At 31.9% G+C, this 12,453-nt stretch carries 13 protein-coding genes; 3 read left to right on the forward strand and 10 right to left on the reverse strand.

Annotated features, from left to right (window positions below):
• Positions 1-112: 112 nt before the first annotated feature.
• Positions 113-1,771 carry a hydroxylamine reductase gene (hcp, locus tag BUA82_RS11100; protein WP_242948961.1) on the reverse strand — a complete coding sequence of 553 codons (1,659 nt, stop codon included), beginning with the start codon at positions 1,769-1,771 and terminating at the stop codon, positions 113-115.
• A 182-nt stretch (positions 1,772-1,953) separates the two neighbouring features.
• Between hcp and BUA82_RS11105 the strand changes: the two genes are divergently transcribed.
• The gene (locus tag BUA82_RS11105; RefSeq protein ID WP_073007880.1) at positions 1,954-2,487 is read left to right on the forward strand and encodes a hypothetical protein; all 534 of its coding nucleotides are present in this window, start codon (positions 1,954-1,956) and stop codon (positions 2,485-2,487) included.
• A gap of 88 nt (positions 2,488-2,575) precedes the next feature.
• Here BUA82_RS11105 and BUA82_RS11110 read toward each other — a convergent pair whose 3' ends face one another.
• From BUA82_RS11110 to BUA82_RS11150, 9 genes are read right to left on the reverse strand one after another with little or no spacing between them, the layout of a single operon-like run.
• Positions 2,576-3,190, reverse strand: a complete 615-nt coding sequence (locus BUA82_RS11110) for a V-type ATP synthase subunit D (RefSeq protein WP_073007882.1) — start codon at positions 3,188-3,190, stop codon at positions 2,576-2,578.
• A gap of 8 nt (positions 3,191-3,198) precedes the next feature.
• Positions 3,199-4,572, reverse strand: coding sequence for a V-type ATP synthase subunit B (locus BUA82_RS11115; RefSeq protein WP_073007884.1), 1,374 nt, complete (start codon positions 4,570-4,572; stop codon positions 3,199-3,201).
• An 8-nt stretch (positions 4,573-4,580) separates the two neighbouring features.
• Complete coding sequence (locus BUA82_RS11120) at positions 4,581-6,356, reverse strand: V-type ATP synthase subunit A (protein ID WP_073007887.1); 1,776 nt, start codon at positions 6,354-6,356, stop codon at positions 4,581-4,583.
• A gap of 13 nt (positions 6,357-6,369) precedes the next feature.
• Positions 6,370-6,984 carry a V-type ATP synthase subunit E gene (locus tag BUA82_RS11125; RefSeq protein WP_073007890.1) on the reverse strand — a complete coding sequence of 205 codons (615 nt, stop codon included), beginning with the start codon at positions 6,982-6,984 and terminating at the stop codon, positions 6,370-6,372.
• Between the two features lie 24 nt (positions 6,985-7,008).
• Complete coding sequence (locus tag BUA82_RS11130; protein ID WP_073007893.1) at positions 7,009-7,317, reverse strand: V-type ATP synthase subunit F; 309 nt, start codon at positions 7,315-7,317, stop codon at positions 7,009-7,011.
• A 15-nt stretch (positions 7,318-7,332) separates the two neighbouring features.
• The gene (locus BUA82_RS11135; protein WP_341430330.1) at positions 7,333-7,761 is read right to left on the reverse strand and encodes an ATP synthase subunit C; all 429 of its coding nucleotides are present in this window, start codon (positions 7,759-7,761) and stop codon (positions 7,333-7,335) included.
• Between the two features lies 1 nt (position 7,762).
• Positions 7,763-9,778 (reverse strand): V-type ATP synthase subunit I, encoded by a 2,016-nt coding sequence (locus BUA82_RS11140; protein WP_073007898.1) that lies wholly within the window; start codon positions 9,776-9,778, stop codon positions 7,763-7,765.
• A 13-nt stretch (positions 9,779-9,791) separates the two neighbouring features.
• Positions 9,792-10,838: a V-type ATPase subunit gene (locus tag BUA82_RS11145; RefSeq protein WP_073007902.1), complete on the reverse strand. Its 1,047-nt coding sequence runs from the start codon at positions 10,836-10,838 to the stop codon at positions 9,792-9,794.
• A gap of 15 nt (positions 10,839-10,853) precedes the next feature.
• Positions 10,854-11,165: a hypothetical protein gene (locus BUA82_RS11150; RefSeq protein ID WP_073007905.1), complete on the reverse strand. Its 312-nt coding sequence runs from the start codon at positions 11,163-11,165 to the stop codon at positions 10,854-10,856.
• Positions 11,166-11,445: 280 nt separating this feature from the next.
• Here BUA82_RS11150 and BUA82_RS11155 point away from each other — a divergent pair, with 280 nt between their 5' ends.
• Together BUA82_RS11155 and BUA82_RS11160 are read left to right on the forward strand one after the other, a co-directional pair.
• Positions 11,446-12,015, forward strand: coding sequence for a DsrE family protein (locus BUA82_RS11155; RefSeq protein ID WP_073007908.1), 570 nt, complete (start codon positions 11,446-11,448; stop codon positions 12,013-12,015).
• Between the two features lie 14 nt (positions 12,016-12,029).
• The gene (locus BUA82_RS11160; RefSeq protein ID WP_073007910.1) at positions 12,030-12,440 is read left to right on the forward strand and encodes a DUF2188 domain-containing protein; all 411 of its coding nucleotides are present in this window, start codon (positions 12,030-12,032) and stop codon (positions 12,438-12,440) included.
• Positions 12,441-12,453: the final 13 nt, after the last annotated feature.

Raw genomic sequence — 12,453 nt, forward strand, 5'->3', positions numbered from 1 at the left:
TATATTGAAAATATCGGAATACCTTTATGCAAAAATACACCTAATTATTATGACTTTAGGTGTATTTTTGTATTAATATTATGGCTAAACTTTTATTTTTACTATTTAAACCTTATCCAAGTATCTCTTTTAGATCTTGTTCTACAGTAGTTACCGGTGCAATTCCAAAGTTTTCCACAAGCACATTTAACACATTTTCAGAGATAAATGCAGGAAGTGATGGTCCTAATTTAATATTCTTTATGCCTAAGGAAAGTAAAGTTAATAATATACATACTGCCTTTTGCTCATACCAAGATAATATCATAGATAATGGTAGATCATTTACACCGCAGTTAAATGCTTCTGAAAGAGCTAGTGCAATCTTAATTGCTGAGTACGCATCATTACATTGTCCTACATCTAGTAATCTTGGAAGACCTGCTACTGTTCCAAAATCAAGTTTGTTAAATCTATATTTACCGCAAGCCAAGGTTAAAATCACAGTATCTTGTGGTAGAGCTGTGGCTAAATCAGTATAATAATTTCTACCAGATTTTGCTCCATCACAACCTCCTATTAAGAAGAAATGCTTAATTGATCCATTCTTAACAGCATCTATTATTTCTGCTGCATAGCTTAAAGTTGCATTGTGTCCAAAGCCCACTAATATGGTCTTTTCTTCTTCCTCTTCAGTAAAACCTCCTAAAGATAGTGCCTTTTCAATAATAGGAGTAAAATCTTTAACTCCATTATTTTCATCAATATGCTGTGCACCTGGCCATGCTACTACACTGGTAGTGTAAATTCTATCCATGTAGTTTTCCCTTGGTTTTTGAATACAGTTTGTAGTCATAAGTACGCAGCCTGGTATTCCATCAAATTCTTTTTGTTGATCCTGCCATGCACCGCCATAGTTACCTACTAAATGCTTATATTTATGAAGTTCAGGGTAAGCATGGGCTGGAAGCATCTCTCCATGAGTGTATATATTTATTCCCTTACCTTCTGTTTGCTCTAATAAAGCCTTAAGATCCTTTAAGTCATGTCCAGAAACTATGATAAATGGTCCTTTTTTCTTAGTAACAGCTACTTTTGTAGGAGTAGGATGACCATAAGATTCTGTATTAGCCTTATCTAATAGTTCCATTATTTTAAAGTTAACTTGTCCCAACTCCATATTTAACCCTACCCATTGCTCCACTGTAAGTGTGGTATCTAAAGTTGAAGCTAGCCCTTTATAGAAGAATTTATTTACTTCTTTATCTGTATATCCTTGTACTGCTGCATGGTGTCCATATGCCGCCATACCTTTTAATCCATATATCAAAAGCTCTCTTAATGAAGTTATATCATCATTTTCATTTAATGCTAAAATACCTATCTTTTTAGCATCTGCTACCATAGCTACAACTCCTTCTGGAGCCATATAATCCGCATGAATGTTTGATGCAGCCTCCTCTGATAAAGCTTTAATTTCTCTTTTTATTTCATTTGCTTTTAAAATCACTTCAGCAATTACTTTTTCATCAAAACTAACATTAGTTAATGTAGTAAACAATCCATCCATAACAAATTTATCCATGTCATTACTTAAAGCTACTCCCTTTTCCATAGCTTTATAACCATAATAACCTATTCCTTTTAACTGATATATTAATAAATCTTGTAATGCTGCTACTTCAGGATTTTTTCCACACACACCGAATTTGGTACAACCAGTTCCAGCGGCTCTTTGTTCACATTGAAAGCAAAACATATCTGGGTTACTTAAATTCATTTCTTTTAACATTATCTTACCTCCTAAAAACTTTACCGATTTAGTACACTTTTATTTTATAAGTTATATTAAATAAAATCGGTAACAAAAGTTACAGTTTTAAAATAAAAATATAAATTAGCAAATAAAAAGGACTTTTGGACTTTAAATACGTTGTTAATTGTAAAGAGCAACTTTTAAGGAGTGAAACTTTAGTGTATAAGAGGTTAATATCCATACTTTCCCTATTCTTTATAGGTATGATTATAAGTGCCTGCAATTTAAAAAGTCCTATTAATAAAGAAGCAAATAGTTATACCCTTATTGAAAAAGAAAATTCCGCCCCCATATATGATGCTAAGACTGATAAAATAGTAGCTCAAGCCTATAAAAATTTCCATATATCTTTAGATAAAGTTAAAGCTAACAGAGCTTATTTTTCATTATCTATACATGAAAACCCTAATGGTAATCCTACAAATAAAGAATTTTATATTCCAATAAAGTATCTAAAAAAAACTTATAAAGATCCTTTTTTAATATTAGAAATAATATCAACAGATATGTTATCTCTAAAAGAAAATGCTGAAATATACGACGATAACGATAACCCCATTGCTAAGTTTACTGAAAATATTGGAGCCATGAGATTTATTCAAAAAACAGATAAAGGTTATCAGCTCGTTATAGCTAATAACCTTGTATATATTAAAGAAGGAGATATTATAATTATTCCTCAAAAGCAATAGATATTTTAAATCTTTTTTAATAATAGTTTTCTTCCAAGTGAAAATAAAAGCTCTGTGTAATTTAGTACATTACACAGAGCTTTTATTCCTATTTTCTATTTTTCTTTTTTACTACCTTAAGTCTAAAGAATTCTTCTCTGTCTTTTTCATCTAATACATTAGATATAAACCTTACAATTTCCTTAAACTTAGGTATTTGTATATTCTGAAGAGCATTAGCTCTCTTCTGAGTCTTCTTTACCTCTATAGCCAGCTTATATACTGCATTCTCTACTTCTGCCAGTTCATAGGTTAAGTATTTAACCTCATTAAACTTTTGAAAGGCCTCATCTACAGCAGAGTTACTCCTATATATGCCATAGGCTGGTTTAATAGGCTTTATTTCATATTTTACTTCTGGTACTTCCACTCCCATAACGGAGCGGTAAATAACTTCATAATCATTAGTTTCAGGTATAGCCATAGCTATATCTTCCAAAGTATTGATACCAATACTGATGTTAGCATGCCTTAAGGCTTCATAAGCCTCCTGGAAAGTTATGTTAATCTTATCTTGGAGAGCCTTAACTCTGTTCATATAAGACATCATTTCTCTTATAAGTACATTTCTTTTTTTATCTAAAAGTTCAAAACCCTTTTGAGAAAATTCTAGTGAACTTTCAGCTGACATCAGGTTGGATTTGGTAGGTGCTATATTTTCCATAAAATCACCTATCCTTTATAATATTTATCTAAAGTTTTCTGTGAAATTCTATCTAATTCATTTGTAGGTAGTATGGATAATATCTCCCAAGCCAAATCTAAAGTTTCATCTATATCTCTATTTTCGTCATAATCCTGTCTTAAGAATTTATCTTCAAATAATCTTCCAAATTCCATAAATATCTTATCGGTTTCTGAAAGTTCATCTTCCCCTATAACCTGAGCTAAAGCCTGAACATCCTGAACTCTAGAATAGGCTGAAAATATTTGGTTTGATACTTCAGCATGGTCTTCTCTTGTATATCCTTCTCCAATACCATCTTTCATAAGTCTTGACAAAGAAGGTAGTATGTTAACAGGAGGATACACATTTCTTTGCTGTATTCCTCTACTTAAAACAATCTGCCCTTCAGTTATATATCCAGTAAGGTCAGGTATTGGATGAGTTATATCATCATTGGGCATAGTCAGTATAGGAATCTGAGTTATACTTCCTTTACTTTCATTCATCATACCAGCTCTTTCATATAAGGAAGCTAAGTCAGAATATAAATAACCTGGATATCCCTTTCTGCTGGGAACTTCTTCTCTTAAGGAAGATAGTTCTCTAAGTCCTTCACAGTAGCTTGTAATATCCGTTAATATAACAAGTACATGCATACCTTCCTCAAAAGCTAAATATTCTGCTGCCGTAAGGGCACATCTAGGAGTAATGATCCTTTCTACTATAGGGTCATCCGCTAAATTCGTAAACATTACAACCTTTTGTTGAACTCCTGCTTCTTTAAAACTTTTTCTAAAGTAATTTGCATCGTCATTCTTTATTCCCATGGCTGCAAATACTATACAGAAGTTCTCCCCTTCATCAGCACTGATTTTTGCTTGCCTAACTATTTGAGCTGCTAAATCATTGTGTGCCATACCGCTTCCAGAAAATATAGGAAGCTTCTGTCCTCTTATTAAGGTTGCAAGACAATCTATGGAGGAAATCCCTGTTTGAATAAAGTTTCTTGGATATTTTCTAGCTACAGGGTTTAAAGGTCTACCATTTACATTGTATCTTCTAGAGGAATAAATAGGACCACCCTCATCCCTAGATTCTCCTACTCCATTAAATTCTCTTCCTAGCATATCTTTAGAAAGTGGTATTTCAAAAGGCTTCCCAGTAAAGTGCACTGAAGTATTTTCCACAGAAATTCCTAAAGTAGGCTCGAAAACCTGAATAACAGCTTTGTCACCTTCAATCTGAACTACTCTACCTTTTCTAGTTCTTCCATCATCTAGAAGTATTTCCACTATTTCATCATAAGCCACATTTTCTACTTCAGATAGTATTATTAAAGGGCCTTGAACTTTATCCAATCTTAAATATTCTTTTTTCATATTATCACCTACTTCTTAGACGCATATTTATGATAAAGGTTTCCGTAAAAAACTTTTATTTCATCTTGTAGAGAATCTAAAAGTTCATAATTATTATTTGGGACATTATATTTCATCTTATATAAGCCTTCAAAAATCTCTTTGTTAGTTATTTGAGATATAGGAACTCCCACTTTTACTGCCTTATAAGCATTTTCATAAAAAACTTCTATAGCTTTCAGCATTCTATACTGTTTTTCCAAAGGAACAAAGGTATCCTCTGCATGGTACGCATTCTGCTGCAAGAAAGATACTCTTATAATCTTTGCAGTTTCAAGGATTAATCTTTGATCGTCTGGTAATACATCTTCACCTACCAGCTTAACTATCTCTAATAGTTTACTTTCTTCATATAAAAGCTTTAGCATCTTTCCTCTTAAATCCCATATTTCAGGAGAAACATTTTCTTCATACCAGTCTTTTAATAGATTTATATACCCGCTATAACTAGACAACCAGTTTATGGCTGGATAATGTCTAGAATATGCAAGTTTCTTATCAAGGCTTAAAAAAGCACTTACAAATCTTTTAGTATTTTGTGTTACAGGTTCAGAAAAATCTCCACCAGCAGGGGATACTGCTCCTATTACAGTAACAGACCCTTCAGTTCCATTTAAATTTTCTACATAACCAGCTCTTTCATAAAACTCTGCTAATCTAGAAGGAAGATATGCAGGATATCCCTCTTCCGCAGGCATTTCTTCAAGTCTTCCTGATATTTCTCTTAAAGCCTCAGCCCAACGTGAGGTAGAGTCAGCCATGATAGCCACATGATACCCCATATCTCTAAAGTATTCTGCTAAAGTTATACCGGTATATATACTAGCTTCTCTAGCTGCAACTGGCATATTAGAAGTATTCGCTATAAGTATGGTTCTGTTCATAAGAGGCATATTGGTCTTAGGGTCAATAAGTTTTGGGAAATCTTCCAAAACTTCTGTCATCTCATTTCCTCTTTCACCACAACCTATATATACTATGATGTCTGCATCTGACCACTTTGCCAGCTGATGCTGAGTCATAGTTTTTCCTGTACCAAAACCTCCTGGTATGGCAACAGTTCCACCTTTAGCTAAAGGAAAGAATATATCAATTACCCTTTGACCAGTGATAAGAGGTCTAAATATAGTTTTTCTCTTTTTAATAGGCCTTGGATTTCTAACGGGCCAAACTTGATATAATTTAAGCTCTTCTATAGATTTTTCTGTCTTTAATTTAACTACTACAGTTTCAATATTATATTTTCCTGAAGGCAATACCTCTACTACTTCACCTTCTAAATTGGGTGGTACCATAATTTTATGCCTAATTAAAGGAGTTTCCTGTACCTCTGCATATACATCCCCAGATATAAGTTTTTCTCCTAAATTAACGGTTATAGTTACATCCCAAAGTTTATCTTCATCTAAAGTGATAAGTCCTATGCCTTCTGGTATAAACCCTTTAGACATTTCATTTATCCTAACCAAAGGTCTTTCTATACCATCAAATATATTACTTAGTATGCCTGGTCCCAGTTTTAAGCTTAATGGATTTCCGGTAGATTCTATAGGTTCATTGATCTTAAGACCTCCGGTTTCTTCATAAACCTGAATGGTAGCATTATCTCCTTCAAGAATTATTATTTCACCAATGAGCCTTTTGTTTCCTACCATAACCATTTCTCTCATTTTAAATCCGCTCATGCCACTAGCTTTTACTACGGGTCCATTAACTGCAATTATACTTCCAATTTTCTTTTCCATGTTATCCCCCTCTCTATGCAAGAGCTTCAGTTACCATTATGCCTATTTGTTCTTTACTATCTTTAAGTTTACTAATTAGTGTATTATCATACTTGAATTTCATACTGTAATCCTCCAGCATAAAACCGCCAATAATATTCTCACTAGAAGCAGCTGTCTTTAACTCTAAATGACTATTAGCTGAATTCATTTCATTGATATATTCCTTGAACTTTTTCAAGTCTCCTTCTTTGGCATAAAGGGTATAGCTTCCGGGTTTTAAATTATTTAAGGCATTAGTTAAGTTTTCTTTAAAATATTTAAGGTAATCCTCTGAATCCACAAAAGCTATAAGTTTTTCCTTTACAGCTTCACTGGTTTCTTGTATAAGTTCACTTTTTATCTTCAATACTTCATTATGCCTCTTTAATTCTTCTTTCGATATAATCTCATTAGCTTTTGCTTTTGCTTTTTTTACAGCATCTTTTTCATAAGTTTTTCTTACTCTATCTAGCTCTTCCATCTTTTCTTTTAGGATTACTTCTTTCTCTTGTTCAAACTTTTTCAAAGCTTCTTCTCTTTTTTCTTCTAACTTATCAAAAATAGCTTTATGAAAAAGTCTTAATTTATCATCAATTGTAGTTGACATACCATCACCTATTTCTGTTATATACTAGATTTTTAGGCCAATCGATTCTTTCATATATTTAGCTATATAATCATCTCCTCTTATGCTTCCATGCCTATCTGGCATTTCTATTATAAGAGGTCCGCTTTTAGAAAGCTTCATTTGGTTTAATTCTTCAGGGATAAGGTTAGCTGCCTTTTCAGTAATTATTATAATGCCAACCTCTTCATTGTTTTTAATGTCTTCCAATGCCTTTATAACCTCATCCTTGGTGTGAGCCAATAACCCTTTAATACCTGCCATTTTCATTCCCAATAATGAGTCAGTATTATCACTTATTATAAATGCTTTCATATCATCATATCCTAATTAAATTCTTGATAATATCATTATAGAAATAATAAGTCCATATATTGCAATACCTTCTGCTAGCCCAACATATATAAGGGTCTTACCTAATATGGAAGGATCCTCAGATACAGCTCCTAGGGCTGAAGAACCTACCGCTCCAACTCCATAACCAGCTCCTACTGTGGCTAATCCTGTACTCAAAGCAGCAGCTAAATAGCCTAGTCCAGCTGCTGGATTTGCTGCTGTTTCAGAAGCCGCATGAGCCGCTGTAGGTATCATTAGCACTACAGCTCCCATCATAGCAGGTATAAAAACTCCTAAATTTATCTTTAAAGCCTTTCTAACTTTCTTTTTTCCTTCTATCTCATTTTTTGATTTTTGAATTAACCCATAAGTTACAGTACCTACAACTAAGGCAAATACTATTATTAAAAATAAATACATCATATTAACACTCCTCGCATATTAAATTAATATTTTCTTCTATATGGTTTTGATTAATATTCTTTTCTAAAGCTATGGGGTTAAAAGCCACCCCTGAACCTTGATAATATTTACTAAACAGTTCATAGTACTCTAATCTAAGACCTTGAATAAATACTATTAATCCCTCTAAACCTATGATTATAATATTTCCTAAAACATACATAAACACGCTTCCTACTCCATTGTTCATCATATTAGCCATAGCAGCAAAAGCTACAAACAGTCCTACGTGGTTTAGAGCAAAAGCTCCCACTCTGATAAAGGACAAAGTATTAGAGAACATACTAAGCAAGGTCTCCAATATTTCAAATCCTGCTTCTACAAAGTATTCTCCAGGCTTAGTATTGAATAAAGGTCTTTTATGCATAACTAAATTAGCTAAAGGTTGTTTCATCATTATTACTATAAGTAGAGTAATTAAAACTACTATTACTATTGGTGTAGGAACTATATTTACCTTTAACACTTTAGTCAATATAAAACCTAATACTATTAAGTAAAAAAGTAAACCTGCTACCCCCTCTTTGCCAAATAAACCGTGTTCTACATCTTTTTTTCTAAAGGCATTAACTAAACCTAAAGCAAATCCAACTATTAATAGAATACATCCAAAGACTATTGCAGCTAGCAATATATCTTGAATATCTTCCATAGGCCTGATAAGCAGTGCAGGTATAGTTTCAAAACCAAAAATACTACCATAAAGGCTACCAAATACCATAGAGCTTATACCTAATCTTGAGAGAATTCCCCCTAGATTAACTCTTTTAAACTTATATTTCATAAGAATACCCGCAAGTGCAAGTATAAACCCTTGTCCTAAATCCCCAAACATTGCTCCAAACATAATCATATAGCTTATGCTTAAAAAAGTGGTGGGGTCTATTTCTCCATAGGCTGGGGTTCCATACATTTTCACCATAGATTCAAAAGGTTTAATAAATGAATTATTTTTAAGCTTGGTGGGTGTAGTTAAATGAGGATTTTCCAAGCTTTCTGGTTTCTTTTCAATTATTATTATCTTTTTATCTACCTTAGTAACTATTTTTTTAAATTCTTTCAAATAGCCCTGTGGAACCCATCCAGATAAATAGAAAAATTCATTGGTAGTGGCTGCTGTATTTTTTATATCATTAGCTCTAATATCTAATTCTAGACTTAAATCCAAGATTTCTATTTTAGAATTATTATCTTCAAAGAATTTTTTTAAATTCATCTCTAATTGTTCTATTACTTTTTCTATTTCTACTTTCTTTTCTCTCAAGGTTTCAGATGCTTCCTTTGGAGTCCCTGTAAATTCCTTTGCCATAGCTATAGGTTCACAGTTAGCTGACTGGAATACTTTTTGGGCTTCATTTAAAAGCATGTTTGGGGTAAATGTCATAATAATTTTGTAATCCTTAAATTTACAAAGGGTTACCACAGTTGAAGGTATATTTTCATAATTTCTTTTTAACTTTTCCCTATTATCATCGCTTATTTTATACATTCCCCAAGTAAAGTTTGAAAGGCCATTAAGTTCTTCCATTTTAACATCTACTTCTGAAAGAAAATCTAGTCCTTGAGCCATTCTCTCATATTCGTCTCTTTGATTTTTCTTTTCAATTAACTCTTCATTTATACCGCTATAGTTTTCATAAAGATCATTAATGGATTTAAATATCTCTCCATCATCCCAAATAAATTGATTATTATAATCATTACTTTTTACATATTTGCTTTTTTCCTTAATTAATTCTGCAATTTGTTTTGTAATTTTAGAATAATCCTTATGAGCGGTATAAGGTCTTATATAACATACGTTCAGCAAAGCATCCATATTATCTTCATTAGTACTTAGAGTAAAATTAGTGGAATTGATTTGCTGCAGAACATCTACAGGTTCAAAGTTATTCGTCATAACCACTAACTTTGAAATTCTGTCAAACTGGTTTATACTTCCTACCATGTCCACCATGTACATTTTTTCGATGGCCATATACTCACCTCTTTTATAGTGCTGTAGTTAGAAACTTAATCATTTCTGTATTTTCCGCGTTATACCGTTTATTTTCCACAATGGAAACTATATTTTTAATTTCTATGTGGAGTAAATTAAAATAGGATATTACCATAGATATGTCTAGATTTGAAGCCCTCATATAACTATCTAAAAACTTTTTAAAAGATGCTCTTTCATAAGCTTCTATCAGAAAATCAGAATTGTTTTTCATAGGAATAATTTGGCTATAAGGTAAATCTTTTAAAAGATCATAATACTCATCAACACTTTTGGCATAACAAAGCTTTTTAAGTATGTCTGACTTTAGCTTATAATTATCATATATAGCATAGTTAAATAGTTCTTCTGGAGAAATATTATAATACTTTTTACCTCTGTAAATAGCAGTAATATTCAATAGATCAGCTTCAAACCCTGTAATATCACTAATTATTTTTCTGTCGGTTTTATCTAGCTTCTTAATGAATTTCCTTAAAGTAATGTAATAAGTAAAGTCCAAATTATTTTCTAATCTAAACAGACCTTCATTGCTTATTTTAGCTTGAAAATATTTAGTATGCTTATAATAGACAGACCCTTTAAGCCTTTCAATAACCTCTTCTGCACTATTAGAAGATAATAAATAATCATAATCTACAGTAGTAAGAGGATTTTTAAAAGCTAGCATTTCTTCAATCTCTTCTCTTGATCTACCTACAAATTTAGCTCTTATTATTACTTTAATATCCTCAATTTCATACCTCATAAAAAGAATTTTAATTAGTCTTTTGTATTCTCCATTGAAATAGTGACTGAGTTTGTATAACTTCTGGATGTGATACCTTTTTAGTATTATTTCGAATTGCCCTCTTCTTATACTTTCGGCAGGAATCCCCTCAAGAGCTTCATTATAATGAGTTTCTTCTTTTAGTATTCTAATACACTCAGCAAAAGAATTTGCTGATAATAGTTTATTATATTGTTCTTTGTTTAAAAAATGCCCTTGCATCGCTTTAATTTTGGTGTTTATGGCACCATATCTAATAATATTGCTCATATTCCCCCTCCTTTATCAGGAGTTTATAATATTGAGAAAAACAGTATTTATAATAACATCTTTAGCCTTAATATAATTACTATTTATTCTATCAATTTCCAATTGTTTATCTTTAGCAATTTCTTCGGCTTTTTTTTCTGCTTGGTATATACCTTCATTGATGATGTTTTTTTTAATAGTATTTATAATGTTTATATTTTCCTCTTCAGCCTTTGTTAAATGCTCCTTAAGTTCTTTATTCTTTGCTTCTATCATCTCCTCAATATCTTTATCGTATCTTTCTGCTTCTTTGTCAATATTTATTATGCTATTAATTACATACTGCATAGTTTACACCCCCCGCTAAAAAGCCATAATTATATATTAATACTTTAGATGTAAATGTAAAATTTCAAAAATGGTGTTAATTAGAGCAAATGGAAGTTAGTATCATGTAAATTTCCTATATCCGTTTAATTTCGCAATGAATATGTTTTTAGACTAAATTTTGTACTTTTTTAACAGATTAATAACATTATAAATTTAGTTTTAATATTCTGATTTTTTCTAATATTCTCAAGATATATATGGTACCATTATTATAAGAATTATTTAAGGAGGAATATATATGACTGATAATTTTAATTATCCACCAGGAAACCCCAATAACCATCCCGAAGTTATTCCTGGAATAATAAGTAATGGTATATCTCCAGTGAATGATAAAAGCCCTGAAATTTATACAGAGGATACTGTGTCTGAAATAAAACCTACTGATGTTACTAATAATTATAATGTTTCGCAAAAATACAAAGCTTTAATGCATGTTCATGAAGCATCAAAATGGGATACAGCCTTAGAATCTGCTAAGAGTATATATGACCACTTAGGAATGCAAAATGTTCATCTCATCTTTGTAGCAACCGGTGATGCTGTAAAAACATTAATTGATAAGGAAAAGGCGAATACCGACTTTATGGATTCCATAAGAGCTTCTCTGGCTCATAGTAATGATGAAAATATTGAAACCATACTTGCTTTATCCGTAAGTGGTGCAGATTTTAAGGCCTGTGGTGCATCCATGGCTCATTATGATATAGATGCTCCCAAGATGTTTAACTACGTAAAAATAATTCCTTCAGCGCCTGTAGAACTATTAGTTAAACAAAATGAAGGTTATGCTTATCTTCTATTTTAACAGGAGGTGTATTTATGCCTTGGAATAAAAATGATTATCCAGCATCTATGAAAAATCTTCCAGATAAACAGCGAGATAAAGCCATTGAAATAGCTAATTCATTATTGGAAGATGGCTATGAGGAAGAAAGAGCTATCCCCATTGCTATTTCCACCTCAGAAAAATGGGCGGATAATAGAGCCTCTATCCCCTCTTCCAAGGAGATGAAACAAAGTAAAGGTCATGAAAAGGAAACTTCAGAAGCACTTTACCATATACTTCCTAATAAGGAAGAATGGATTATCAGAAAAACAGGTTCAAAAAGGCAGAGTTTTTCCTTTGATACAAAGCAAGAAGCTTTAGATAAAGCTAAATATATTTTAAAAAATACACCCTCTAGGTTTATAGTTCATAAAAAAGATGGTAGTTTTGAAAAAGTATTATAAATATCATCAGTCT

This window comes from Clostridium amylolyticum (genome assembly GCF_900142075.1).
GTDB lineage: Bacteria > Bacillota > Clostridia > Clostridiales > Clostridiaceae > Clostridium_AA > Clostridium_AA amylolyticum.

Bases quoted from the DNA above. Each gene is read 5' to 3' on its own strand.
- BUA82_RS11145 (WP_073007902.1), bottom strand. From the start codon at position 10,838: ATGAGCAATATTATTAGATATGGTGCCATAAACACCAAAATTAAAGCG.
- BUA82_RS11110 (WP_073007882.1), bottom strand. From the start codon at position 3,190: ATGGAAAATATAGCACCTACCAAATCCAACCTGATGTCAGCTGAAAGT.
- BUA82_RS11135 (WP_341430330.1), bottom strand. From the start codon at position 7,761: ATGATGTATTTATTTTTAATAATAGTATTTGCCTTAGTTGTAGGTACT.
- BUA82_RS11120 (WP_073007887.1), bottom strand. From the start codon at position 6,356: ATGGAAAAGAAAATTGGAAGTATAATTGCAGTTAATGGACCCGTAGTA.
- BUA82_RS11130 (WP_073007893.1), bottom strand. From the start codon at position 7,317: ATGAAAGCATTTATAATAAGTGATAATACTGACTCATTATTGGGAATG.
- BUA82_RS11150 (WP_073007905.1), bottom strand. From the start codon at position 11,165: ATGCAGTATGTAATTAATAGCATAATAAATATTGACAAAGAAGCAGAA.
- BUA82_RS11125 (WP_073007890.1), bottom strand. From the start codon at position 6,984: ATGTCAACTACAATTGATGATAAATTAAGACTTTTTCATAAAGCTATT.
- BUA82_RS11115 (WP_073007884.1), bottom strand. From the start codon at position 4,572: ATGAAAAAAGAATATTTAAGATTGGATAAAGTTCAAGGCCCTTTAATA.
- BUA82_RS11160 (WP_073007910.1), top strand. From the start codon at position 12,030: ATGCCTTGGAATAAAAATGATTATCCAGCATCTATGAAAAATCTTCCA.
- hcp (WP_242948961.1), bottom strand. From the start codon at position 1,771: ATGTTAAAAGAAATGAATTTAAGTAACCCAGATATGTTTTGCTTTCAA.
- BUA82_RS11155 (WP_073007908.1), top strand. From the start codon at position 11,446: ATGACTGATAATTTTAATTATCCACCAGGAAACCCCAATAACCATCCC.
- BUA82_RS11140 (WP_073007898.1), bottom strand. From the start codon at position 9,778: ATGGCCATCGAAAAAATGTACATGGTGGACATGGTAGGAAGTATAAAC.